Origin of the sequence: Microbacterium sp. NPDC087665 (assembly GCF_044743285.1) — a bacterium.
Classification (GTDB): domain Bacteria; phylum Actinomycetota; class Actinomycetes; order Actinomycetales; family Microbacteriaceae; genus Microbacterium.
On record NZ_JBIUWD010000008.1, the window covers coordinates 44,514 to 68,439 of the forward strand.

The following is a 23,926-nucleotide window of genomic DNA, read 5'->3' on the forward strand; positions in this document are numbered from 1 at the left end:
CGGGTTCTGCTGTCAATCCGTGATCCCACACCACGGTCCGAGCGATCACCGTCCCACACGGCGAACGCACACAGCAGATACTGCAGACAGCCTCAGCATAGCTGAAGGCAGGGACGTTCGGAAGATTCCTCACACGAATGGACGAAACGATATTCCGGAAGTCCGGGCGCCCATCGCGCGCTCGGGTCTATTCTGGCGCGGTGATCCCTAACGCCACCGTGCCGCGACTTCGTCTCAGCCGCATGATCCCGCGGGATCCGACCCAGCCGCACCGTGCCGCCAGCTCACTCGAGCTCTTCTTCGACCTCGTCTTCGTCGTCGCCGTCAGCACGGCGTCGGCCCAGCTTCACCACGCCCTCAGCGGCGGGCACTTCGTGCACGGGATCACCTCGTATGCGATGTTGTTCTTCGCGATCTGGTGGGCGTGGATGAACTTCTCGTGGTTCGCCACCGCCTTCGACACGGATGACTGGCTCTACCGGGTGACCACCATCGTGCAGATGAGTGGCGTGCTGATCTTGGCAGCGGGGATACCCAGCGCGTTCGAGCACGGGAAATTCACTCTCGTCGTCATCGGGTACGTGGTGATGCGCATCGCCATGGTCGCCCAGTGGCTGCGCGCATCCCGGGCGGCGGGCCGGTTACGCGCCGCGACGCTCCGATACGCGTGCAGCATCGCCGCGGTGCAGATTCTCTGGATTCTCTTCCTGCTGATCCCCGAGGGCTCGTTGCAGGTCGTGGCCTTCGTCTGCTTCGCACTGCTCGAGATATCGGTTCCCGTCTTCGCCGAACACAAGCAGCAGACCCCCTGGCATCCGCACCACATCACCGAGCGATACGGACTCTTCACTCTCATCGTTCTCGGCGAGAGTCTGCTCGCGTCTGCCAACGCGATCATCGAGGCGTTGCACGAGGCGGAATCGTTCGTTCCGTTCATCTCTATCAGCGTGCTCACGCTCGTGGTGACGGCATCGCTCTGGTGGATCTACTTCTGGCCGCCCCACCACCGCGCGATCGTCTCGTTCCGCAATTCCCTGGCCTATGGCTATACGCACTACTTCGTCTTCGCGGCGGCCGCCGCGTTCTCGGCCGGCATCGAGGTGGAGCTCGATGTGCTCACGGGCAAGAGCGAGCTGTCGAGCATGGTGGCGTCGTTCACCGTCACGATTCCGATCGCCGTCTTCCTGATCTGCGTCTGGCTGGTCGCGATCAGGCGCAGCGCCGACAGGGTCGTGAACACCGTGGTCCCGCTCGGTGCCGTCCTGGTGCTGCTCGACCCCGCGCTTCCCGTTCCGGTGGCCCTGACTGCGCTGATCATGGTGATCATCGTCGTCGTGCTCGTGATCCGGCCGCCTCTCGGTGAGAAAACGGCATCTGCCTGAGATCTGTTATGCTTATCGTGCAACGTGTGTGCATCGCCCCTCTCGGCCGCCACGTCGCCACTGATCAGGGCCATTAAGGACCACGCACATCGATGCGCGCGGCATCCGCCCTTGATCTTCAGATTTGCGGAGCGCCCATGCGCCCGCCCCATAGCAATGAGCACCACCATGACTACGACAACTTTTCCTCCGTCCGATCCGTTGACCTGGAAGCAGGCCGACACCGATGTGCACGTCGCCACTCGCGACGGCGAATTCGCCGGCTTCGTCGAATTCGACGGATCCGCCCACCTCGTCCGCGATGCGCGGGGGGTTGACATCGGCCGATTCGTCCGATTCGACGACGCCCGCAACGCCCTCGAGACCGTCGGCGAACCCACCCGTCGAGTGCGCGGATTCTCCATTCCCCGCGCCCTCCTGCGGCGTCCGCGCCGCGCGCGGCCCTGACCCCCCGTTTTCGAGGCGCCTAATTTCCCGATGACGCCGTCTACGAATGCGCCGTGAACCGTATTCGTATGCCGTACGGCGCATGCGGCCCGGGCTAGCCTGAGGTCAGCGAACGGCATCCGCCTTTGCTCCCGAGCTTCAGGGCTTCTGAACGGAAGGAGAGAATCATCTCCATCACTCAGGTCGACGCCACATCGTCCACTCTCGGACGCGTGCGCCAGACATATGCCGGAAATGCTGATTTCCCCCCGATGGCCAAGGCCTATCGTGATGTGCAGCAGGTGGTCCGCGAGACCGGACTCCTGCAGCGCACCCCCGTCTTCTACTCTCTCGTCGGCGCAGCGTTGCTGCTGGCACTGGGTGGTTGCATCACCGGTTTCATCCTGCTCGGCGACAGCTGGTTCCAGCTGCTCATCGCTGCAGCACTCGGAATCGTCTTCACCCAGATCGCGTTCCTCGCTCACGAGGCGGCGCACCGTCAGATCCTAGCCTCGGGGCCGTCGAACTTCCGCCTGGCGCGCGTTCTCGCCGCTGGCGCCGTCGGCATGAGCTACCACTGGTGGGACTCGAAGCACACCCGCCACCACGGCAACCCGAACCAGGTCGGTCGCGACCCCGACATCGAGATCGACACGATCTCGTTCCTCGAGACGGATGCCGAGAAGTCGCGCGGTCTCATTCGAGTGATCACCCGCAAGCAGGGGTGGCTGTTCTTCCCCCTGCTCATGCTCGAGGGAATCAACCTCCACTACATCAGCCTCAAGCACCTCACGACGCAGAAGAACGTCAAGGGACGCTGGACCGAGCTGGCGCTCATCACCCTCCGCCTCTCGCTGGTCATCGTGCCGGTCTTCCTCTTCCTGCCGCTCGGAATGGCGTTCGCCTTCATGGGCGTGCAGCTCGCCGTCTTCGGCGTCTACATGGGAGCCTCCTTCGCCCCGAACCACAAGGGCATGCCGATCATCGCTCCCGACGCGAAGCTCGACTTCTTCTCGAAGCAGGTGCGCACCTCGCGTAACGTCACCGGCACCTGGTGGGCCACCTGGTTCATGGGCGGTCTCAACCACCAGGTCGAGCACCACCTCTTCCCGAACATGTCGCGTCTGCACCTGTCGAAGGCACGGGGTATCGTGCGCGACTACTGCGCGGCCAACAACGTGCCGTACACCGAGACGACCATCCTGCGGTCGTACGGCATCATCATCGAGTACCTGAACCGCGTCGGTCTCGCGGCAGCCGATCCCTTCGACTGCCCGGCGGCCTCGCAGTTCCGCCGCGCGTAAGCACGCAGACATGACGAAGAAGGCCCGAGCGGATCATCCGCTCGGGCCTTCTTCGTATGTGGGAGCGTTAGCGTCCCGACTCCTCGTCGGCGTCGACCACTTCGATGGTGATCTTCTCGAGCGGGCGGTCGTCATCGATGGCTTCGTCGTCGAGCACCTCGTCACCGAGGAACTCCTCGGTCGCAGCGCTGTCGTCTGCCGACGCGCTGCGGCCGCCGAGCGCGGTGATCGATTCGGCGCCCTCGTCGGAGAAGATCCCGTCGGGGCGGATGAGCTCGCGGACCTCGGCCATGAAGCTCGTGAGCTGCTGCTGCTGCCAGCGCAGCTGACGCGTGCGGTCTTCAGCGTCGCGCAGTACCTCGGTGGTGTGGCTGGTGACGGATTCGACGATCTTCTGCGACTTCACGCGAGCACGGTCGAGGGTCTCGCGGGCGCGGACCTGAGCATCCGCTTCGATTGCCTGGGCCTGCGAGCGCGAGAGGCGCTCGTAGTCGTCGGCCTTGCCGGAGATGCGCTGCGCGTGCTCGAGAGACGCCGTGACCTGCTCGTTCGCATCGCTCGTGATGCGCTCGGCATGGGCGACGGCCTGGTTGTGCAGCACGAGGAACTCCTGCTGCGCGTCGTCCTGACGACGGGTGAGCGTCTCTTCGAATTCGAGCACACGAGCGTTCATCTCGCGCACGTCGCGTTCGGCGTCGGTGCGCAGCTGCGTGGTCTCGCGAGTGACGAGCGAGCGCAGCGCCGCGGCGCCCTTCTCTGCCTCGGTGCGGATCGCCGTGGCCTCCTGCGAGGCCTGGTTGACCTTCTCGGCGGCGTGCGCGGACTCCCGCTCGATGCGTGCTTCGTGCGCGGTGTACTCGGTATCGATCTTCAGGCGCACCTGGTCGGCGTCGCGTTCGGCCTGCGCGATGATGCGTGCGACATCGGCGTCTGCCTCTGCGCGCTGCGAGGTGACCTGCTCGCGAGCGGCGGCCATCAAGCGGTCGGCCTGCACGGCCGCGTTCTGGATGAGCACGTTGGCCTGCTCTTCAGCGACCCGCAGGATCGCCTCGAACTGCTGGCGGGACGGTGCCTCTTCGCCGTCGGCGGTCGGAGCGTCGACGAGCTCGGAGGTGAGGGTCGCGACCTGCTGCTCGGTCTCGGCGGCCTGCGCCTTGACGGCGGTGAGTTCGCTCTCGACGGCTTCCCGTGCGGATTCCGCTTCGGCGCGCACGGCGTCGATGGCGTCAGCATGGCGCACCTCGGCATCGGCGAGGTCGGCGGCGGCCTGCTGCAGCTGGTTACGCAGCGTCGAGAGAGCCGAGTCGACCTCGGCCTTGTCGTAGCCGCGGAAGCCGATCGTGAACGCCGACTGAGACGGCGAGGACTGCTGTTCGCGCGGGGTGGTCTCGATCAGTTGATCGAAGAAATCGGGGGAGCGGTCGTCGCCGCGATTGTCGGTTCCAGAGGATTCGCTCATGCGTTCGTGCCTTTCTGGCGCAGGTCACAGGGACCGAGGGGGAGTCGTGAGGGTCCGTGCCGCGGCATCGTTCGGGCGGAGCCCGTGCCGCATGCTCGCTGACACGCCCAGCCTAGTTGCGTCGGCTGTGAGATGTGCGCCTGATTCGGAGGGCGCGGATGAGCCGAACGCTCAGGCGTCGAGGGTCCAGCGCGCGTTCCTCGCGTCGAGGAGGGCCCCGCGCAGGTACTCCAGGCGCGGACCTTCCGAGACGGCGGTGTCGCGTGCACCCGCGGCGCTCGCGATGCGCTCGCGCAGGTCCGTCCAGAACGGCGCGGTCTGCGGGAATCCCATGTATTCGCGGAACGTCTCGACCTGCACGCGCGTGCCCGCAGGGTCGGGGACCAGCCGCACGATCGTGTCGTCGGCCTCGGCGAAGCGGATGCCGTAGCCGCCGTCGGCGCGCGCCGGGAAGTCCTTGGGCTTCTTGGCCGCGGCCTCGGCGACGATCTCCCGCGCGGAGTGCTCCGGGGCGTGGATGATCAGCGTCGTGCCGAACTCCGGCAGCACCTTCACCAGTTGCGACGCGGCGAACTTCTTACCTGCGTTCTCGCCCGCACTCGCCGCCTTGCGGTTCGCCCAGCCCTTGAGAAAGGGACCGCCGATGATGAGGGCGAGTACCAAGAGGCCGAGGAGGAGATAGGTCGGGTTGTCCACGGCCACAGCGTAGCGGTGGTTCGGGCGCGACGTCGGGCGAGACGGCTCAGCTCGGAAGCAGCACGTGGTCGAGCACCAGCTCGCCGCTGGCGTTGAGCAGGCGCATGAGTTCTGCGATGCGGTGCGGATCGACCGGGGGGATCTCTTCGTCGTCGAATCCGAACTGCAGGGGGATGGCCGGATGGATCCAGACGGTGGCCCTCTTGTCGGGGCCGTCGCCGCGCGGGCGCCAGGTCATCATGAAGCTCTCCTGGCGGCGGAGCTTGGTGGCGATGACGATCTTGAGGTGCGCGAGCGTCGCATCCTCGATGAGGATCGGATCGGAGATTCCGTCGTATCTGAGCCTGCCCATACTCAGAAACTTACGCCCTCTTCACGGGTGGTGCCTGCCTCATCTGCGCCTCCGATGCAATCCCCCTCCTGAAGAGGTGCTCTCGGGGTTATGGTCGGCGCGTGAACAGGAGGGTGAGAGAGATGAGTGACGCAGGCGAGATGCACACGATGACGCGAACCCAAGTGGCAGTGAACGACGTCGGATTCCTGCTGGCGCAGGGCCAGGACGTCGAGGAACTGAAAACTCGGATCGAGGCGGCGGCGCAGGAGGGCGGTCGATTCGTCGACTTCGTGACCGTGGGAAACCGTGTGGTGAGCGTGCTCGTCTCGTTGGCGACCCACGTCGTGATCTCGGTCGGGACGGTGGACTTCGACCCCCGTGACACCGGCGACGATACTGCTCCGTTCGGAGGCGCGTTCGACATGTTGTGATCCGTTCCTCCGATCGCCGGATGCTCGACACCGCACCGAAATCGGCTGCGACTCGGCACCGAGCGGCTCCCTCATGGAGGGGCGGGCCGCTGATACGGTGACGGTGGGGACGCGGCGTCCACTGGGGCCGATCGAGCACGAGAGTCAAGCGACATGAAGCGATCGTCCCGCGCGCCGTTCCGCCGGCTTGCGATCGTGGCCGTCCTGGCGGTCGTCATCGGAGCGTTCGCGCCGGTGTTCACCGATGGACTGCAGGCATCGGCGGCGACCGACGGGCAGATGGTCTACCCGGCATCGGGGAACATCCAGTCCAAGGTGGGCGACGGATGCCGCGAAAACTACCGTGCGCACGACGGCATCGACATCTCGAACCAGGGTGGAACGCCGATCCTGGCCGCATACGACGGCGTCATCAAGACGCGCACCGCGAACTCGGGGTACGGCAACTACGTCGACATCGAGCATCCGGGTGGATACGTCACCCGCTACGGGCACATGGCCTCGCCGGGAATGCAGGCGCCGGGCACTCGGGTGACCCGTGGCCAGCAGATCGGCGTGGTCGGCAAGACCGGTGCCACCACCGCGTACCACCTGCACTTCGAGGTGTGGCGCAACGGCAGCGTCTACGCGGCGATCAACAACGGTTTCACCTGTCTCGCGAATGTCTCGCGCGGCGCAACGATCCCGATGACGTTCCCGGGACTCGCGACCGCCTCGAACCCGTCGACGGTTCTCTCGGCCGACTACAACGGCGACGGCAAGGCAGATCTGCTGGGGATCGCCGGCGACAGCGATCTGCACTTCCTGGCCGGCAACGGCTCGGGGTCGTTCCAGAGCGCGTCGATCATCACGGGCGTCTGGGGCAATCGTCGGCACGTCACGCACACCGACTTCAATGGCGACAAGCGCGCCGACATCCTCGTCGCGCGCAGTGATGGCGTGCTCGAACTCTATGCGGGCAACGCGTCAGGCGGGTTCGGCTCGTTCAGTTCCATCGCGACCGGGTGGTACGACATGCTCCACGTCGCGTCCGGTGCGGACTACACCGGCGACGGCAAGCAGGACGTGCTCGTCGTCACGGCCGACGGCACGCTCATGATCTACGCGGGCAACGGCAGCGGTGGCTTCTCCGGCTCCCAGACGATCGGCCCCGGCTGGCAGTACTTCCCGCAGTTCGTCGGCGGCGACTTCAACAATGACGGCCGGGGCGATATCATGGCCGTCGACAACGAGGGCCGCCTGCATTTCTACCCGGGCGTGACGAACGGGTTCAGCGACCGCTGGAAGGTCGGAGGAGGCTGGGCAGAGTTCACCGCGCTCACCGGGGGCGTCGATTACGACGGCGACAGCAAGGCGGACTTCATCGCCCGCACGGCACAGGGTGAGCTCTACCTCTATCCGGGCAACGGCAGCGGATCGATCGGCGAACGGTCTCGCGTCGGGACCGGCTTCGGCGGATACCTCCTGCTCGAGTGACCGAGCGCGGAGGCTCGCTCTGGCACTTCGACGCCGCGCGATGAGAAGATCACTGCGATGAATCGCTCGCAGAAGATCGCCCTCGCCGTGTCCGGCCTCGTCGTCGCAGGACTCGTCGCGGTCGCGGCGCCCGCAGTCTCTGCGCTGATGCCGGCTCCCGCGGCCGCACCCGCCCCTGTTGCCGTCGGCGCGGTCGGGACCGCAGACCCTGATGCGGGCGTGAACGGGAGTGCTGCGGGCGACGAGGAGGCGGTCATCACACTCGACGACGGCCGTGGCGCGTTCTCCGCCCAAGGTCCGGGCAACTGCACGACCAATTCCGTGATCACGACGCCCTGGCACGAGTCCGGAACCGACGATCCCGTCGAGCTCGTGGGCGAGCTGGTCGACATGGGGGAGTCGTCCGTCGCCGCCGGCCCCGTTGGCCTAAACGCCGAAGGTCTGATCGAGAGCTACACGGTCGTCTCGGGTGACAGCCTGATCGGCATCGGCGAGCGATTCTGCATCGACTTCGTCACGGTGGGCGTCTACAACGACCGGTTCGGTGCGAAGCAGATCCAGCCCGGCGACGTGCTCGTGCTGCGGCCGGATCCGACCGCGCCCTGGCGGCACCCGAGCGACTGAGGCGGCGTCGAGGAGTTCGCGCTCGACGGAACGGGGAAGAAGGCTCACCAGGGCAAAGCAAAACCCCCACCATGTTAGAAGCTAGGTGGGGGTTTCTAAGGTGACTGTAATGATCACCCTGTGGCTCCGACGGGCGTCGATCCCGTGACCTCACGATTTTCAGTCGTGCGCTCTACCAACTGAGCTACAGAGCCGTGCGACCGGCGAACCTGTCGCATCCTAGACGAAGGGCCCTCTCCGAAGAAAGAGCCCGACGAACCGGAGCGACCCTGACGGGACTTGAACCCGCGACCTCCGCCGTGACAGGGCGGCACGCTAACCAACTGCGCTACAGGGCCATACTTGTTTTCAATTGTATCGGATGTTGTGACCCCAACGGGATTCGAACCCGTGCTACCGCCGTGAAAGGGCGGCGTCCTAGGCCGCTAAACGATGGGGCCGGATGTCAGTCCCGGGGGACTTCCTTGCCGACGCTCAAGCATAAGGGATATTCGAGGCGAATTGCGAATCGAGGGCGCGCCGCCGGGATCGCGGGCGTGTTGCGGGGCACGATGGGGACATCACCCTGTCGCGGAATCCACTGACACACCCTGTTGCGGATGTGAAAGTTGTTGTTACTGTGAAACGTGTGAAACCGGTGGAAGGGGCCGTGTGAACGATCAGACCACGCTGGATGCTGCAGCTGCGGCGTCCGCAGAATGCGGTTGCGCGCCCACTCCTGCCGAACGCGACGCGTTCCGCAAGCCCGGTGTGAGCCGCCGCGGTGCGATCGGACTCGGCGTGCTCGGCGTCGTCGCGCTCAGCGCGTTCGGTGTTTCCTCCGGCGTCTCCGCCGCCTACGCCGCGTCGTACCCCAGCTGGGACGACGTGCAGCGCGCCAAGAACAACGAAGCGAGCAAGGCCGCAGAGGTCACTCGCATCGAAGGCCTCATCCAGTCGCTCACCCAGAAGGTGGCCGAGACGCAGGCGGCGGCGCAGGTCGCCTCCGACGAGTTCTACGTCGCGCAGCAGGAGTACTTCGCCGCGATCGCGGAAGCCGACACCCTGCAGGCCAAGGCCGACGAGCAGGCAGGCATCGCCGATGCATCCGCTCGCAAGGCCGGCCAGGTCGCCGCCCAGATCTACCGCAACGGTGGCGACGACACCTCGCTCGAACTGTTCTTCGCGGGTTCCGCTGAGAACGCCGACGAGCTGCTGTCGCGCCTCGGCACGATGGACAAGCTGCTCGAATACAACCAGTCGGTCTACGACGACGCCGTCGCGGCCCGCAACTCCGCGCAGTCGCTGACCGATCAGGCCATCGTCGCGCGCACCGAGCGCGACCGCCTGCAGCAGGTCGCCGAGCAGAAGATGGTCGCCGCGCAGCAGGCCGCCGACGCCGCGCAGGCCGCGCTCGACGAGCAGGCCGCGAACCTCGAGACGATGCAGGCGCAGCTCGCCGCCCTGAAGGACGCGACCACGCAGACGGTCGCCGGCTACCAGGCCGGTGTCGCGCAGCGCGCTGCCGAAGAGAAGGCCCGCAAGGAGAAGGCAGCGGCAGAGGCCGCGGCCAACTCCGGTGGCAACTCCGGCGGCGGCGGAACCCCCGGCACCGGCGGATGGGTGCGCCCCCACGGCGGATCCCGCAGCTCGGGCTACGGACCCCGCTCGCAGCAGTGCGGAGCGAACGGATGCTCGTCGAGCTGGCACTACGGCATCGATCTCGCCAACGGCTGCGGCGCGGCGATCTACGCCGCCCAGGCCGGCACGGTCGATTACGCCGGCGCCAACGGCGGATACGGCAACTACGTGCGCATCCAGCACGGCGACGGCGTCGGCACCGGCTACGCGCACATCAAGCCGAACGGTTTCGCGGTGCGCAGCGGCCAGCGCGTCAGCGCCGGACAGGTCATCGCCTACGCGGGCAACACCGGCGGATCATTCGGATGCCACCTCCACTTCGAGGTCTACATCAACGGCCGCTACACCAACCCCGCCGACTTCATGGCGGCACGGGGCGTCTCGATCTGAGCATCCGCCCTCCAGACATGCAGAAGACCCCCGGCCGCTGAGCGGAACCGGGGGTCTTTCGCTTTCGACAGGCTCAGCGACCCAAGGGGAAGGGGAGGGTCAGTGACCCTGCTCGCCGAACCGCACGATCGCCTCGTCGAGGATGCGCTGCGCCTCTGCCGCGTTGCCCCACTCGTCGACCTTGACCCACTTGTTGGGCTCGAGGTCTTTGTAGTGCTCGAAGAAGTGCGAGATCTCCTTCTTCGTGAACTCGGCGATGTCGTCGATGTCCTGGATGTGGGCCCAGCGGGGGTCCTTCGACAGGACGGCGACCAGCTTGTCGTCGCCACCGGCCTCGTCGCTCATCTTCAGCACGGCCACGGGGCGCACCTCGACGACGACGCCCGGGTAGATGGCGTGGTCGAGCAGCACGAGCACGTCGAGCGGGTCGCCGTCCTCGCCGAGCGTGTTGTCGAAGTAGCCGTAGTCGGCGGGGTAGCCGAACGACGTGTAGAGCACGCGGTCGAGGTGCACTCGTCCGGTCTCGTGGTCGACCTCGTACTTCACGCGGCTGCCGCGGGGAATCTCGATGACGGCGTCGTGTGCGCCCATGCGTGTGCTCCTCAGGAGAAAAATCGGTTGGATGCCGCGAACCAGCCTACTCGGGGCTCCCGGGTGTCTGAGCGCGGGAGTCGTCACGCCCCCGGGAGACCCGGTCGACGAGGCGGGACACCGGGGCGTTCAGGAGCATGACGAAGAGAGCGGCGTATCCGATGGAGGGGACGAGCACCGCGACCACGAGCGCCACGGCGAACAGGATGATCGCGGCGAGGTCTCCGAGCACCCCCGCACGGTAGGTCGATGACGGCGCCGTCGACAGCTCGGGGTGCCGCACGAGGTAGATCCCGCCGGCGAGCGTCGCGAGCTGCGTCGTGATGAGCGTGCCGATGTAGACGACCTTCTGAAGCGGGTCGGAATCGATCTGCCCCAACATCGCCGTGGGCACCGGCAGCCAGACGATCGTGGCCATCCACGCCACATTGATCCACATCAGCGGCGCCGTGATCCACTCGACGTCGCGGTACTGACTGTGGTGTCCCATCCAGAACGTCGCGATGAGCAAGAAGCTCAGCGCGAAGCTCAGCAGCTGACCGGAGTGCTCGTCGAAGAACTCCGTTGTCGTCAGCTTTCCCGACCCGGCATCCGACACCGCCTCCATGAGCGGCAGGATCAGCAGCGTCATCGCGATCGCGACGACCGCGTCGACGAATGCCTTGAAGCGTTCGGTCGAGAACTTCTGCGCAGAGCGATGTTCGGCCACGGCGCCAGACTAGTCCTGCCCTTCCGGGGGCCGCACGCATCGGGCGCACGATCCGCCGCCGTGCTTTAGCGTGGAACCGTGCCGTCTCTCCCTCCTGCCATCGCCGAGATCCGCCTGGCCGTGCGAACCGCGCTCGCCGATGTTCCCGAGGGCTCGGCCATCGTCGTGGCGCTGTCCGGGGGAGCCGACTCGCTCGCGCTCGCCGCAGCGGTCGCCTTCGAAGCTCCCAAGCTCGGCATCCGTGCGACCGCCGTCACCGTCGATCACGCACTGCAGACGGGATCGGATGCCGTCGCCGCCCGAGCCGCTGAGCAGGCGACGACCCTCGGCCTCGAGGCGCGCGTCGTGCGCGTCGAGGTCGATGACTCCGCGCCCGACGGACCCGAGTCTGCCGCGCGGGACGCACGCTATCGGGCGCTGCGGGATGTCGCCGCCGAGGTCGGCGCGCGAGGGGTGCTACTCGGCCACACGCTCGACGACCAGGCGGAGACCGTGCTGCTCGGGCTCGCTCGCGGCGCCGGAGCCGCGAGTCTTCAGGGCATGGCGCCCGTACGGGAGGACGACGACGGCGTGCGGTGGATGCGCCCGCTGCTCGCGGTGCGGCGCGAGACGACGCGCGCCTTCTGCGCGGCATCCGATCTCGATTTCTGGGATGACCCCCACAACTTCGACGACCGTTTCGCCCGCGTGCGGGTGCGGGAGAGCGTGCTCCCCGTGTTCGAGGCCGAGATCGGGCCGGGCATCGCCGAGGCTCTGGCCCGCACCGCCGACCAGCTCAGAGAAGACACCGAGGCGTTCGAGGAGATGATCCACGAGACGATCGAGGACATCGTCGAGCACGCCGAGGCGGGCATCTCGGTGAGCGTCGCCGCGCTCGCAGCGAATCCTGCGGCGCTGCGCAACCGCATCATCCGTCTGGTCGTCGACAGCGAGTTCGGGGTGAGTCTCACCCGCTCGCAGACTATCGAGGTGGCCCGGCTCGTGACCGACTGGTCGGGGCAGGGCCCGATCGATCTGCCCGGATGCTCCGCCGCGCGCCGAGGCGGGCAGATCGTGTTCACGGCTCCGAGCTGACACGGGCGCGATCGCGCCCCCCCAACGACCTCTGCGGCCCCGATCGATGATCGAGACCGCAGAGGTGGTGGGCGCGGGGCTACTTCTTGCCGAAGAGGCCGCCCACGATGCTGCCCAGGTCGATGCCGCCGTCGCCCGACTTGTTGCCGCCGCCGAGCAGGCCCCCGAGAAGGTCGCCGATGCCGCCGCCGCCAGTGCCACCGCTGTTGTTGCCGCCGCCGAGCAGACCGCCGATGAGGTCGCCGATGCCGCCACCACCCTGGGACTCGGCACCCGCCGACGTGGACTTGCCCTTGTTCGCGTTCGCGATGAGTCCCATGACGATCGGAGCGAGGATCGGGAGGAGCTTGCCGAAGTCGATGCCCGCCGTCTTGTCGGACTGCGTGAGCTTCTCGGTCACCTTCTTCTCGTCGGCACCGAGGATGTGCGAGACGATCTTGCCGCCGTCGGCCTGATCGATGTCCTTCACCGACGCCGCACCCGCCGTGCCCTCGTGCTTCTTCAACGCCTTCTGGATGGCCGCCGAACCCTCATCGGTCGAGGCGTTCTTCGCCAGTCCGCCCAGCAGCACCGCGCCGCCCTGCTCGACGGCGGTCTTCGCGACGTCGGGGGAGACGCCCAACTGCTTCGCGATGTCATCGATCGGCACCTGCGTGAGGATGTCGTCAAGAGCCATGGGATTCCTTCCGTCGGTGGGCATCCGCCCGTCTCACCGCTCAGAGTAGTGCGGCCGTGGACCCGTGCGGGAGACGACCCCGCGCATCGCCTAAAATCGATCCATGCGCGCCACGGAAATCCAGGCTGACCTGTCCGAGATCCTCGTCACCGAGGAGCAGATCCTCGCCAAGCTCGACGAGCTGGCGGCTCAGGTCGCCGCCGACTACGCGGGCAAGGAGATCATCCTCGTCGGCGTGCTCAAGGGCGCGGTGATGGTGATGGCCGATTTCGCGCGGGCGCTGCCGTTCCACGCGCCGATGGACTGGATGGCGGTGTCGAGCTACGGCGCGAGCACCAAGTCGAGCGGTGTCGTGCAGATCCGCAAAGACCTCGACACCGACCTCAACGGCAAGCATGTGCTCATCGTCGAGGACATCATCGACTCGGGTCTGACCCTCAGCTGGCTGCTCGAGAACTTCGAGTCACGCGGTGCGGAGTCGATCGAGGTGCTGGCGCTGCTGCGCAAGCCCGAGGCGGCGAAGGTCGTCATCGATTGCAAGTACGTGGGCTTCGACATCCCGACCGACTTCGTCGTCGGATACGGACTCGACTTCGACGAGCGCTACCGCAATCTGCGCGACGTCGCCGTTCTCGCACCGCACGTCTACAGCTGATACGCCGTGGGTGAACGCACAGCAGCCGCCTAGTACGCGCGCGATACGCTGATCCGATCATGGATGTGAAGAAGCTCGCACGGAATCCCCTGGTCTATGTACCGCTGATCGGTGTTCTGCTGTTCGTCGGCGTCATGCTGGTCACGGGGCTCTCGGCACCCAAGCAGATCACCACTCAGGAGGGCCTCAAGCTGCTCAGCGGCTCGACGGTCTCCGAAGTGGTCAACACCGACGGTGATCAGCGCGTCGACATGACGCTCTCGAAGCCGTTCAAGGGTGCCGACAAGGTGCAGTTCTACTACGTGGATGCCCGGGCCGACGAGGTCGTCACGGCGATCAACGACTCCGACCCGAAGGACGGCTTCAACGACGCCGTGCCGCGTGCCACGTGGTTCGACGGCTTCCTCTCGCTGCTGCTTCCGCTCGTGCTGCTGGGCCTGCTGTTCTGGTGGCTCCTGTCGTCGATGCAGGGCGGCGGCGGCAAGGTCATGCAGTTCGGCAAGTCCAAGGCCAAGCTCGTCAGCAAGGAGACCCCCACGGTCACCTTCGCCGATGTCGCCGGGGCCGAGGAGGCCATCGAAGAGCTCCATGAGATCAAGGACTTCCTGCAGGACCCGACGCGGTTCCAGGCCATCGGTGCCCGCATCCCGAAGGGCGTGCTGCTGTACGGCCCTCCCGGAACCGGAAAGACGCTGCTCGCCCGCGCGGTCGCCGGCGAGGCGGGCGCACCGTTCTACTCGATCTCGGGTTCTGACTTCGTCGAGATGTTCGTCGGTGTCGGAGCATCCCGCGTGCGCGATCTGTTCAGCCAGGCGAAAGAGAACTCGCCCGCCATCATCTTCATCGACGAGATCGACGCCGTCGGTCGTCACCGCGGCGCCGGCATGGGTGGCGGAAACGACGAGCGCGAGCAGACCCTCAACCAGATGCTCGTCGAGATGGACGGCTTCGACCCGAACGCGAACGTCATCGTGATCGCGGCGACGAACCGCCCCGACATCCTCGACCCCGCTCTGCTGCGTCCGGGCCGCTTCGATCGTCAGATCGGCGTGGATGCCCCCGACATGAAGGGCCGCCAGCGCATCCTCGAGGTGCACAGCAAGGGCAAGCCGCTCGCGAAGAGCGTCGACCTCGAGGTCGTCGCCCGCAAGACCCCCGGATTCACCGGTGCCGACCTGGCCAACGTGCTCAACGAGGCCGCGCTGCTGACGGCCCGCTCGAACGCGCAGCTCATCGACAACCGGGCGCTCGACGAGGCCATCGATCGCGTGCTCGCCGGTCCCCAGCGTCGCACCCGCGTCATGCGCGACAAGGAGAAGCTCATCACGGCGTACCACGAGGGCGGACACGCGCTCGCGGCGGCGGCGATGAACTACACCGACCCGGTCACCAAGATCACGATCCTGCCCCGCGGCAAGGCCCTCGGCTACACGATGGTGATGCCGCTCGACGACAAGTACTCGATCACCCGCAACGAGCTGCAGGACCAGCTCACGTATGCGATGGGCGGCCGCGTCGCCGAAGAACTCGTCTTCCACGACCCGACCACCGGGGCATCCAACGACATCGAGAAGGCGACCTCGATCGCCCGCAAGATGGTCATCGAGTACGGCATGACGACGCAGGTCGGGCCGGTCAAGCTCGGCACCGAAGGCGGCGACGTGTTCGTGGCCCGCGACATGGGTCGCGGTCGCGAGTACTCCGAGAAGGTCGCCGAGCGGGTCGACGCCGAGGTGCGCGCCCTCATCGAGCAGGCGCACAACGAGGCCTACCAGGTGATCAGCGCGAACCGCGACATCCTCGATCGTCTCGCGCTGGCTCTGCTCGAAGAGGAGACTCTCGATCACAACCAGATCGCCGAGATCTTCACCGAGATCCGCAAGCTCCCCGAGCGCCCGCTGTGGCTGTCGAGCGAAGACCGCCCGGTCTCGGAGCTGCCGCCGATCGACGTTCCGAAGAAGGATGTCTCCCTCGCCGCCGCGGTCGAGGCGCCGGCGACGGCACCGCGCACGCAGCAGGAGGCCACCGGAGCCACCAACCCGCGCCCCGCGACGGCCTGACCATGGGCGTCGACCGGGCGCGCATCGAGCGACTCACCCGTGAACTGCTGGAGGCGATCGGGGAAGACCCCGATCGTCCCGGCCTTCGCCAGACCCCGACCCGCATGGGAGAGCTCTACTCGGAGTTCTTCGCTGGAGTCGGTGAAGACCCCGCGCAGCCGCTCGAGCGCACCATCAGCGTGACCCGGGGGCCGGCGCCCGACACCCTCCCGTCGGGCGCGGTGCTGCTGCGCGACATCCGCTTCCGCTCGGTATGCGAGCATCACCTGCTTCCGTTCGCCGGTCGTGCGCACCTCGCCTATCTGCCCGGTGAGCAGGTCGTCGGACTCGGCGCCCTCGTGCGCGTCGTCGAGATCCTCGCGGCACGCCCGCAGGTGCAGGAGCGACTCGGCGAGCAGATCGCCGACACGATCGACGAGCACCTCGACACCCGCGGCGTACTGGTCGTGCTCGACGCCAGCCACGGATGCGTGACGATGCGCGGCGGCCGCCAGCCCGAGGCCTCGACCCTCACGATCGCGGCCCGCGGCGAATACACCGATCCCGCTGCGCGGTCCGAGCTCATCGCCCTCATCGGTGCCTCGAGCACCGCGGGGGCACCGTCGTGACGAGCATCTGGGGCATCGTCAACGTCACCCCGGATTCGTTCAGCGACGGCGGGCGGTACCTCGACGTCGACCGCGCGGTCGCGCACGGCTTGCAGCTGCGTGCCGACGGAGCATCCGTGCTCGACATCGGAGGGGAGTCCACGCGCCCAGGGGCAGAACGCGTCGGCACCGCCGTCGAGCAGGAACGCGTGCTGCCCGTGATCGAGCAGCTCGCCGCCGCCGGCATCCCGATCAGCATCGACACGCTCGATGCGCACACCGCCGCGGCGGCCGTGCGCGCCGGCGCGCGCATCGTCAACGATGTCTCGGGCGGTCTGGCCGATCCCGACATGCGCGCCGCGGTGGCGGAATCCGGCGCGGACTTCGCGATCGGGCACTGGCGCGGCTTCTCGTCCGACATGTACGCGCATGCCGAGTACCGGCGCATCGCGCGCGAGGTCGCGGGGGAGCTGCAGGAACGCATCGGCGAGGCCGCGGCCTCGGGCATCGCCCCGTCGCGACTGATCGTCGATCCGGGGATCGGGTTCGCGAAGGCCGGCACCCAGAACTGGGACGTGCTGCGCGGGCTCGACGAGATCGTCGCCCTCGGCCCGCGCGTGTTGATCGGCACCTCCCGCAAGCGGTTCCTCGCCGAGACCCTCGCCCAGGGCGATGCGGATGCCGACGTCTCCGAGTCGCGTCGAGACCTCGCCACCGCGGTGACGAGCGCTCTCGCGGTGCGCGCGGGAGCCTGGGCCGTGCGTGTGCACGACGTCGCCGCCACTCGTGACGCACTGGCGATCGCTCAGGCCTGGGAGGGGCGCTGACGCCCTCCTCTGCGTCGCCCGACCCCGCCGCGTACGCTGGTGGGATGGACTTCCTCGACCAGATCGCACTGACCGGCCTGACGGTCTTCGGCAGGCACGGCGTCTACGACCACGAGCGCGAGGACGGCCAGGAGTTCACGATCGACCTGCGGCTGCAGATCCCGCTCGATGATGCCGCGGCATCCGACGACGTGGTCGACACGGTGCACTACGGCGAACTCGCCGAGAAGGTCGCCGCGATCGTCGCGGGTGAGCCCGTGAATCTGATCGAGACGCTCGCCTCGCGCATCGCCGACATGGTGCTCGAAGACCGTCGCGTGCATTTCGTGTCGGTGACCGTCCACAAGCCGCACGCGCCGATCCCGCTCACCTTCGCCGACGTCTCCGTGACGGTGAACCGCGGACGCACGCCGCAGACCCTGCAGGAGGCCACCGCATGAGCCGCAATCTGACCATCCCGCCCGAGGTTCCCTCGGCGCGCATCGTGCGCGAAGAGGGGATCGCCGTCGTCGCGCTCGGTGCCAACCTCGGCGACCGGCACGAGACGATCACGAAGGCGGCCGAGCGCATCGCCCGCCTGCCGCTCGTGACCGACGTGAACCTGTCCACTCTGATCGAGACGGTGGCCCTGCGTGTCGACGGCCCGGATCCGGATGCCCCCGGATACGTCAATGCGGTCGCTCTGGTCACGACTCGGCTCGCGCCGGAGATCCTGTTGGGGATGCTCCACGCCATCGAAGACGAGAACGGGCGAGTGCGACACGAGCGCTGGGGCGATCGCACGCTCGATCTCGACCTGATCGCGTACGGCGACGAGGTCTCCGATGATCCGCGCATCCAGCTCCCGCACCCGCGAGCGGCCGAGCGGTTGTTCGTGCTCGAACCGTGGCTCGAACTCGACGCAGACGCCGTGCTCGTCGGGCACGGACGCATCGCCGATCTCGTGGCCGGTCTGCGCGCGCGGAGCGAGGGATGAGGCGCACATCTGCGGGTGTGCTCGTCGGTCTCGCCGCGATCGGCGCGGGCGCGGGGTTTTTGCTCGATCAGCTGCTCACGAGCACGGGGCGCGCGACGTTCACCCCGTCGCTGTTCCTCCCGGTGCTTCTGATCCTCATCGCGGCAGCTTCGGTGGGGGTGGCCTGGCCGGTGCGTCGCAGTGTGCGCTCGCGCATCCGCATCGACCCGTTCCGGGCGCTGCGCGCCGCGACCCTCGCTCGGGCATCGAGTCTGCTCGGAGCCCTTCTGGCCGGTTTCGGAGTCGGGCTGCTGCTCTTCCTTCTGACACGGCCGATCGATCCCCCGGTAGGGTCGACTGTGGCGATGGCGGCACTCATCGTGGGAGCACTCGTGCTCGTGGCCGCCGCACTCGTCGCCGAACAGTTCTGCACCCTGCCGAAGGATCCTGATGACTCAGAACCCAGAGAACCCGCCCCTGAACCCGGCGGAGGGCACTGACCTCGCCGCTCTCGACCAGGGAACCTACACGGCCCTGCGCACAGCGCGCAGTGAGGGTCGACTCGAACTCGACGGCACCTGGCACCAGATCTCGCCGCGCTACGTCGTCTCGCAGCTCCTGCAGAACGGCATCCTGCTCGTGATCGTCCTGGTCGCCGCCGCGGTGCTCGCGCTCGTGCTGCACCAGACCTGGGCATGGATCCCCGCAGCAGTCATCACCCTGATCATCGTCGCGACGATGATCATCCTGCCGCGCCAGGCCAAGGCGATCGGCTACATGCTCCGCTCCGACGACATCGTCTTCCGCAAGGGCATCCTCTGGCAGCGCATGATCGCGGTGCCGTACGGCCGCATGCAGCTCGTCGACATCACGCAGGGACCGGTCGACCGCGCCTTCGGCATCTCGCAGCTCAAGATGGTGACCGCAGCGGCCACCACTGGCGTGCAGATCCCCGGGCTCACGCAGGGTGCGGCCGAAGCCCTGCGCGACACGCTCATCGAGGTCGCCGAGACCCGTCGGACCGGCCTGTGAGCGAGCCGCAGTTCCCGGCGCCCCAGAGCGCGCCGCCCCCCGCGCCGAAGTCCGCCGATTCGTCGAACCTGGCGGACGGCGAATGGCATCGGATGCACCCGCTCACGCCCCTGTTCAAGGGCGGCCTGGTGCTGCTGATCGTCGCCGGCATCACGATCGCGAACCTGCGTGACCGCGTCATCGCCTGGTTCGTCAACATCTTCACCCCGAGCGAGGCGCACTACGGGGAGTACTCGTCGGGTGACCCCGTCGACTGGGTGCTCGAGAACAACCTGATCCTCATCGCGCTGCTGGGCGTGCTCGCGCTGCTGCTGGTGCTCGTGGCGATCTTCTGGTTCATCTGGCGTTTCCAGCAGTTCCGCATCACCGGTGACCACGTCGAAGTGCGCAAGGGCATCATCTTCCGCTCGCACCGCCGCGCGCCGCTCGACCGGGTGCAGGGCGTCAACCTCACCCGTCCGTTCCCCGCTCGCATCATCGGGCTCGCGAAGCTCGAGGTGGTTGGCGCGGGAACCGACGCGAACGTCGAGCTGGAGTACCTCGCGACGGGTCGTGCAGAGGGCGTGCGCGCCGACATCCTGCGGCTCGCCTCCGGTGTGCGTGCGGCGCGTCAGGCGGCAGCCGAGGGCATCGCCGGCGCGCAGACCCCGGGTGCACCGGCCACGGCCGGCGGCACCGTCGCCCCGACGTCGCGCGCGCAACTCATCGACTCGATGAACCACGGGGTGACGGGGCTCATCGCCGGCGTCGACCTCGCCGATGTCGCCCCCGAGAGCGTCGTCAAGATCCCCACGGGGCGTCTGATCGGCTCGCAGCTGATCGTCGGAGTGCTGTGGTTCCTGTTCTTCGCCATCGTGTTCGGCGTGACGATGGGCTTCATGTTCTTCGGCGCGTTCCTCGACGGCGACGCTGCGAGCGGATTCATCACCCTCGGACTGGCGCTCGGTATCGGCATCCCCCTCGTCATCGCCGTGGTCGGTATCACCTGGGCGCAGATCTCGAAGTCGCTCCGCTACTCGATCGCCCCCACCCCCGACGGCGTGCGCATCACCTACGGCCTGCTGACGACCGTCACCGAGACGCTGCCCCCCGGCCGCATCTTCGCCGTCGAGGTCACGCAGTCGCTGCTGTGGCGTCCGTTCGGCTGGTGGTCGATCAAGATCAACCGCATGAGCGGCAAGAGCGCGGCGCAGCAGCAGTCCGGCAGCGCGCAGCAGTTCAACATCGTCCTCCCGGTCGGAAAGCGCCCCGACGTCGAGCGGGTTCTCGGGCTCATCCTGCCCGACGTGCCTGCCGCGGACATCCCGCTCATCTGGGAACACGGAATCCTCGGCCCGGTCGAGGGCGATCCGTACCGCACCATGCCCCGGCGGGCGCGGTGGCGCCGACCGGTGTCGTGGAAGCGTCACGGCTACACCGTGACCGATTTCGGGCTCCTGCTGCGCCGCGGAGTCGTGTGGCGCAAGCTCGCGGTCTTCCCGCTCGCGCGGTTGCAGGGTGTCTCGCTCGCCCAGGGGCCGATCGATCGCGCGCAGCGCGTCAGCGGCGCGCAGGTGCACACGGTGCCGGGCCCGATCACGGGTCTGCTGTCGGGACTCGAACGCGAGGATGCTCTCGCCCTGATCGATGACGTGAGTCACCGGGCCGCGGTCGCCGCAGCCCGCGACACCACCCACCGGTGGAGCGCGCACACGGCGGATGCTCCGATCGCGCCGTTCCAGGGTGCGCCGACGCCTCCGCCGTTCCAGGGTGCGCCGACGCCTCCGCCGTTCCAGGGTGCGCCGACGCCTCCGCCGTTCCAGGGTGCGCCGACGCCTCCGCCGTTCCAGGGGCCTCCGACGCCTCCGCCGTATCAGGGGCCTCCGACGCCTCCGCCGTATCAGGGTCCGCCAACGCCTCCGCCGTACCAGGGGCCTCCCGCTCCGCCGGCCCCGCCCGTGACTCCTCCCGCTCCTCCGGCTCCTCCTGCGCCACCGGCTCCGACGGGCGAGTGACGTGATGGTGCGAGACGGGCGCCTCGGCGTGGGCGTCATCGGCGCCGGTCGGGTCGGCCCCGTGATCGGTGCCGCGCTCGGCGGCGCGGGCCACGCGGTGGTCGGCATCACGAGCGGCTCCGACGACGAGCGTGCCTCGGCCGTGCTCCCGGATGTTCTGGTTCTCGACGCGCTCGAGGTCGTACGACGGGCCGAGCTGGTCGTTCTCGCCGTTCCCCATGATCAGCTCGAGTCCCTGGTCGCGGGCATCGCCGAGGTCGGCGGGTGGCAGATCGGTCAGCTCGTGCTGCACACCGATCCCGCCTTCGGCATCGAGGTGCTGCGCCCGGCGGCGGAGCGCGGGGCCATACCGCTGGCGGTTCACCCGGCGATCACGTTCACGGGCACCTCGATCGACCTGCGCCAGCTGCAGGCGGGTTTCGCCGCGGTGACGGCTCCCGCGGCGGTCCTGCCGATCGCGCAGGCACTCGCCGTCGAGATCGGTTGCGAACCCGTGGTCGTCGCCGAGGCGGATCGTCCTGCCTATGCGGATGCCATCCAGACGGCGACCGAGTTCTCACGGTCGATCATCGGTCAGGCGACCGGTCGACTCCGCGAGATCGGTGTCGAGAACCCCGGTGGCTACCTGTCGGCGCTCGTGCAGTCGACCGTCGAGCGGGCGCTGCGCGAAGCATCCGATCCGCCGCCCCTGCTCTGACGGGTCAGCGGCCTCCCGAGAACCCGCCGCCGCCCCCGCCGCCGGAGAACCCGCCGCCGCTCGACCCGCCGAAGCTCGACGAGCTGCTGGTCGACGGGGCCGAGTACGTGGCCGCCGAGTGCGACGAGACGGCGAAGGCTGCGAGCGAGGTGCGCAGATACGGTGAGGTCGGATCGCCGATCCACGACGGCCCGTGCTGCTCGAAGGAGTACGCGTTCTCGAGCACGCGGCCCCACTCGTCTTCCATGCCGAAGAGCATCGCGTAGGGGAGCAGGTGCTCGTAGAGCACGATCACGTTCGCCCCTCCGTCTTCGCGCCGCTCGGCGCCACGGTACGACTGCAGCATCTTCAGCCGGTCGGCTTCGGCGAGGCGGATGAACTCCCGCACGCCGAGCAGGTACTCGTGAGCGAGGGCTCCTTCCGGGCTGAGGACAGGGTGCTTCGAGAAGGAGTACAGGCTCGACAACAGGACGAAGAAGGTGGTGAACGAGGCGACGACGACCGCCGGCCCTGCGCCCACCCGTCCGCTGATGACACCCCACAGGGCGAGCGCGAGTCCGACGACCACCACGCCCAGCGCGACCCACTGGATGATCACCGCACCGCGTGCGCGCTCGCGCCGCAGCAGACCACGGGACTCCGCCGCGGCCTTTCCCTGCGCTTCGAGCGCGGACATGCGGGCGGCGAACGACTCGCTGGCGGTGGGCATGTCGACGACACCGTCATCGTCCGCACCGAGGAAGAGGGATTCGACCGTGGCGATGTCGAGATGGTCGGAGAGCCGCTCGTCGGAGAGGTGGCGCAGGCGCGGCTGCTCGGGGGCGGCGCCCTCTTCGATGCGGATCACCCCGTGCACGGCGAGGTGCACGATCTCCGCGGGGATCACCGACTTCGCCCCGGGGATGATCGCGCCGGCGAGGAGCGGAGGCATCGACGCGGGAACGTCGTACTGCGCGACGACGATCCCGGTGGCCGTGCGGCGTCGGCGGGCGAAGGCGCTCACCGCGAACCAGCTGCCGATCGACAGCCCACCCGCGCCGAGCGCGGCGAACATCGGGACGACGTCGGTGGCGGCGTTCGGCTCGCGGGCAGCCGGTTGGGCGACCGTTCCGGCTTCGAACCCGATCGCCACGGTCATCCCGTCACCGGCGGAGCGCTCGCCGGACTCGACGTGGAAGCGGGTTCCCCCGTCGACGTCGTCGGGCCCCTCGACAGTGCAGGACTCGTCCTCTCCGGAGAAGCCCTCGTAGCAGCGCGTCGCCCCCGTCAACCCGGCGGAGATCGCGGTATCGAAGACGATGTCGGCGCGGAACGACTCGATGCTCTGGGTGCTGTCGAGCGGGAGGAGATCCCAGTAGAACTCGTCGACGCCCGAATCGGCGGGGAGGATGACATCGCGCATCTCGTACTCGATCACGTACGTCGTCAGTCCGCGCACGTAGTCGTCGTCTCCGGTCAGGACGTAGAGGACGCCGTCGTCGGTCTCGGTCTCGAACGGCACGTCGGCACCGTTCTCGTCCGTGACGGAGAGCACGCGGGTGTCGAGTCCGGCGTTCTCGTATGTCGTCGCGAGCCCGCGCACGATGCCCCGATTCTGGTCGAAGTCGGGGAATCGTGCGACCAGCGTCTCGGAGACGTGCATCGTGGCTCGGCCGTCGGCATCGAGCCCGACGTCGTACCGCGCGTCCCAGGAGGCGTAGGAGAAGTCGTCGACGTCGCCCTCGGCGTCTGCGGTGACCGATGGCGTCGAGGCGGTCGGCGCTGCGGCGACCTGAGCGCTCGCCGCGGAGGGAACGCTCAGGCCCATGCCGGCGGCGACGGCGAGGGCGACGGTGAGTGTGCGGATGATCCGGGTGAGGGTCATTCTTCGAGGCTACCCAGGGCCGGCCCAGGATCGTCGCGCCGCCTCGGTAAACTGGAGTGACTT

Annotated in this window: 25 protein-coding genes and 3 tRNA genes; 18 read left to right on the plus strand and 10 right to left on the minus strand. The window is 67.9% G+C overall.

Going from position 1 to position 23,926, the window contains the following annotated elements:
• The first annotated feature begins 242 nt into the window (after window positions 1-242).
• The 3 genes from ACIOSY_RS15880 to ACIOSY_RS15890 all read left to right on the plus strand — a co-directional run bounded on the left by ACIOSY_RS15880 (window position 243) and on the right by ACIOSY_RS15890 (window position 3,112).
• Window positions 243-1,382, plus strand: coding sequence for a low temperature requirement protein A (locus tag ACIOSY_RS15880; protein WP_400855156.1), 1,140 nt, complete (start codon window positions 243-245; stop codon window positions 1,380-1,382).
• A gap of 168 nt (window positions 1,383-1,550) precedes the next feature.
• Window positions 1,551-1,829 carry a hypothetical protein gene (locus ACIOSY_RS15885; RefSeq protein ID WP_400855033.1) on the plus strand — a complete coding sequence of 93 codons (279 nt, stop codon included), beginning with the start codon at window positions 1,551-1,553 and terminating at the stop codon, window positions 1,827-1,829.
• A 164-nt stretch (window positions 1,830-1,993) separates the two neighbouring features.
• The gene (locus ACIOSY_RS15890) at window positions 1,994-3,112 is read left to right on the plus strand and encodes a fatty acid desaturase family protein (RefSeq protein ID WP_400855158.1); all 1,119 of its coding nucleotides are present in this window, start codon (window positions 1,994-1,996) and stop codon (window positions 3,110-3,112) included.
• Window positions 3,113-3,179: 67 nt separating this feature from the next.
• On the opposite strand, the gene ACIOSY_RS15895 is transcribed toward ACIOSY_RS15890, so the two are convergent.
• From ACIOSY_RS15895 to ACIOSY_RS15905, 3 genes are all read right to left on the minus strand, one after another.
• On the minus strand, window positions 3,180-4,571 hold the full coding sequence (locus tag ACIOSY_RS15895) for a cell division initiation protein (RefSeq protein WP_400855035.1): 1,392 nt from the start codon (window positions 4,569-4,571) through the stop codon (window positions 3,180-3,182).
• A 171-nt stretch (window positions 4,572-4,742) separates the two neighbouring features.
• Window positions 4,743-5,267: a hypothetical protein gene (locus tag ACIOSY_RS15900; protein ID WP_400855036.1), complete on the minus strand. Its 525-nt coding sequence runs from the start codon at window positions 5,265-5,267 to the stop codon at window positions 4,743-4,745.
• A gap of 46 nt (window positions 5,268-5,313) precedes the next feature.
• Window positions 5,314-5,619 (minus strand): hypothetical protein, encoded by a 306-nt coding sequence (locus ACIOSY_RS15905; RefSeq protein WP_400855038.1) that lies wholly within the window; start codon window positions 5,617-5,619, stop codon window positions 5,314-5,316.
• Window positions 5,620-5,741: 122 nt separating this feature from the next.
• Between ACIOSY_RS15905 and ACIOSY_RS15910 the strand changes: the two genes are divergently transcribed.
• From ACIOSY_RS15910 to ACIOSY_RS15920, 3 genes are all read left to right on the plus strand, one after another.
• Entirely contained in the window at window positions 5,742-6,032 is a 291-nt protein-coding gene (locus tag ACIOSY_RS15910; RefSeq protein WP_400855040.1) for a hypothetical protein, read from the plus strand.
• 153 nt (window positions 6,033-6,185) lie between these two features.
• Window positions 6,186-7,508 carry an FG-GAP-like repeat-containing protein gene (locus ACIOSY_RS15915; protein WP_400855042.1) on the plus strand — a complete coding sequence of 441 codons (1,323 nt, stop codon included), beginning with the start codon at window positions 6,186-6,188 and terminating at the stop codon, window positions 7,506-7,508.
• A 57-nt stretch (window positions 7,509-7,565) separates the two neighbouring features.
• A complete protein-coding gene (locus ACIOSY_RS15920) occupies window positions 7,566-8,132 on the plus strand; it encodes a hypothetical protein (RefSeq protein WP_400855043.1) in 567 nt (188 codons plus the stop codon).
• A 121-nt stretch (window positions 8,133-8,253) separates the two neighbouring features.
• Here the strand turns inward: ACIOSY_RS15920 and ACIOSY_RS15925 are convergent.
• The 3 genes from ACIOSY_RS15925 to ACIOSY_RS15935 form a co-directional block, all read right to left on the minus strand.
• Window positions 8,254-8,326, minus strand: a tRNA-Phe gene (locus ACIOSY_RS15925).
• 70 nt (window positions 8,327-8,396) lie between these two features.
• Window positions 8,397-8,470, minus strand: a tRNA-Asp gene (locus tag ACIOSY_RS15930).
• 29 nt (window positions 8,471-8,499) lie between these two features.
• Window positions 8,500-8,572: transfer RNA gene (locus ACIOSY_RS15935), tRNA-Glu, on the minus strand.
• A 211-nt stretch (window positions 8,573-8,783) separates the two neighbouring features.
• On the opposite strand from ACIOSY_RS15935, the gene ACIOSY_RS15940 reads away from it, so the two are divergent.
• Window positions 8,784-10,142 (plus strand): peptidoglycan DD-metalloendopeptidase family protein, encoded by a 1,359-nt coding sequence (locus tag ACIOSY_RS15940; protein ID WP_400855044.1) that lies wholly within the window; start codon window positions 8,784-8,786, stop codon window positions 10,140-10,142.
• A 99-nt stretch (window positions 10,143-10,241) separates the two neighbouring features.
• On the opposite strand, the gene ACIOSY_RS15945 is transcribed toward ACIOSY_RS15940, so the two are convergent.
• On the minus strand, window positions 10,242-10,733 hold the full coding sequence (locus tag ACIOSY_RS15945; protein WP_400855045.1) for an inorganic diphosphatase: 492 nt from the start codon (window positions 10,731-10,733) through the stop codon (window positions 10,242-10,244).
• A gap of 46 nt (window positions 10,734-10,779) precedes the next feature.
• Window positions 10,780-11,442 (minus strand): TMEM175 family protein, encoded by a 663-nt coding sequence (locus tag ACIOSY_RS15950; RefSeq protein WP_400855046.1) that lies wholly within the window; start codon window positions 11,440-11,442, stop codon window positions 10,780-10,782.
• A gap of 78 nt (window positions 11,443-11,520) precedes the next feature.
• On the opposite strand from ACIOSY_RS15950, the gene tilS reads away from it, so the two are divergent.
• Window positions 11,521-12,516, plus strand: coding sequence for a tRNA lysidine(34) synthetase TilS (gene tilS / locus ACIOSY_RS15955; RefSeq protein ID WP_400855048.1), 996 nt, complete (start codon window positions 11,521-11,523; stop codon window positions 12,514-12,516).
• Between the two features lie 79 nt (window positions 12,517-12,595).
• Here tilS and ACIOSY_RS15960 read toward each other — a convergent pair whose 3' ends face one another.
• On the minus strand, window positions 12,596-13,192 hold the full coding sequence (locus ACIOSY_RS15960) for a DUF937 domain-containing protein (protein ID WP_400855050.1): 597 nt from the start codon (window positions 13,190-13,192) through the stop codon (window positions 12,596-12,598).
• A gap of 103 nt (window positions 13,193-13,295) precedes the next feature.
• Between ACIOSY_RS15960 and hpt the strand changes: the two genes are divergently transcribed.
• The 10 genes from hpt to ACIOSY_RS16010 are packed head-to-tail and all read left to right on the plus strand — an operon-like array spanning window position 13,296 to window position 21,999.
• Window positions 13,296-13,847, plus strand: coding sequence for a hypoxanthine phosphoribosyltransferase (hpt, locus tag ACIOSY_RS15965; protein ID WP_400855051.1), 552 nt, complete (start codon window positions 13,296-13,298; stop codon window positions 13,845-13,847).
• Between the two features lie 59 nt (window positions 13,848-13,906).
• Window positions 13,907-15,907 (plus strand): ATP-dependent zinc metalloprotease FtsH, encoded by a 2,001-nt coding sequence (gene ftsH, locus ACIOSY_RS15970; RefSeq protein WP_400855052.1) that lies wholly within the window; start codon window positions 13,907-13,909, stop codon window positions 15,905-15,907.
• A 2-nt stretch (window positions 15,908-15,909) separates the two neighbouring features.
• The gene (gene folE, locus ACIOSY_RS15975; protein ID WP_400855053.1) at window positions 15,910-16,515 is read left to right on the plus strand and encodes a GTP cyclohydrolase I; all 606 of its coding nucleotides are present in this window, start codon (window positions 15,910-15,912) and stop codon (window positions 16,513-16,515) included.
• Window positions 16,512-17,321 carry a dihydropteroate synthase gene (gene folP, locus ACIOSY_RS15980; protein WP_400855055.1) on the plus strand — a complete coding sequence of 270 codons (810 nt, stop codon included), beginning with the start codon at window positions 16,512-16,514 and terminating at the stop codon, window positions 17,319-17,321. The genes folE and folP overlap by 4 nt, the downstream gene beginning before the upstream one ends.
• A 44-nt stretch (window positions 17,322-17,365) precedes the next feature.
• Window positions 17,366-17,761, plus strand: coding sequence for a dihydroneopterin aldolase (gene folB / locus ACIOSY_RS15985; RefSeq protein WP_400855056.1), 396 nt, complete (start codon window positions 17,366-17,368; stop codon window positions 17,759-17,761).
• On the plus strand, window positions 17,758-18,297 hold the full coding sequence (gene folK / locus ACIOSY_RS15990) for a 2-amino-4-hydroxy-6-hydroxymethyldihydropteridine diphosphokinase (protein ID WP_400855057.1): 540 nt from the start codon (window positions 17,758-17,760) through the stop codon (window positions 18,295-18,297). Before folB ends, folK begins: the two co-directional genes overlap by 4 nt.
• Complete coding sequence (locus ACIOSY_RS15995; RefSeq protein ID WP_400855058.1) at window positions 18,294-18,776, plus strand: DUF3180 family protein; 483 nt, start codon at window positions 18,294-18,296, stop codon at window positions 18,774-18,776. Before folK ends, ACIOSY_RS15995 begins: the two co-directional genes overlap by 4 nt.
• A complete protein-coding gene (locus ACIOSY_RS16000; RefSeq protein ID WP_400855059.1) occupies window positions 18,727-19,308 on the plus strand; it encodes a PH domain-containing protein in 582 nt (193 codons plus the stop codon). Before ACIOSY_RS15995 ends, ACIOSY_RS16000 begins: the two co-directional genes overlap by 50 nt.
• Window positions 19,305-21,302 (plus strand): PH domain-containing protein, encoded by a 1,998-nt coding sequence (locus ACIOSY_RS16005; protein ID WP_400855061.1) that lies wholly within the window; start codon window positions 19,305-19,307, stop codon window positions 21,300-21,302. Before ACIOSY_RS16000 ends, ACIOSY_RS16005 begins: the two co-directional genes overlap by 4 nt.
• 4 nt (window positions 21,303-21,306) lie before the next feature.
• A complete protein-coding gene (locus tag ACIOSY_RS16010; RefSeq protein WP_400855160.1) occupies window positions 21,307-21,999 on the plus strand; it encodes a DUF2520 domain-containing protein in 693 nt (230 codons plus the stop codon).
• Between the two features lie 4 nt (window positions 22,000-22,003).
• Here the strand turns inward: ACIOSY_RS16010 and ACIOSY_RS16015 are convergent, their stop codons facing one another.
• A complete protein-coding gene (locus ACIOSY_RS16015; protein ID WP_400855063.1) occupies window positions 22,004-23,863 on the minus strand; it encodes a DUF2207 domain-containing protein in 1,860 nt (619 codons plus the stop codon).
• Between the last annotated feature and the right edge of the window lie 63 nt (window positions 23,864-23,926).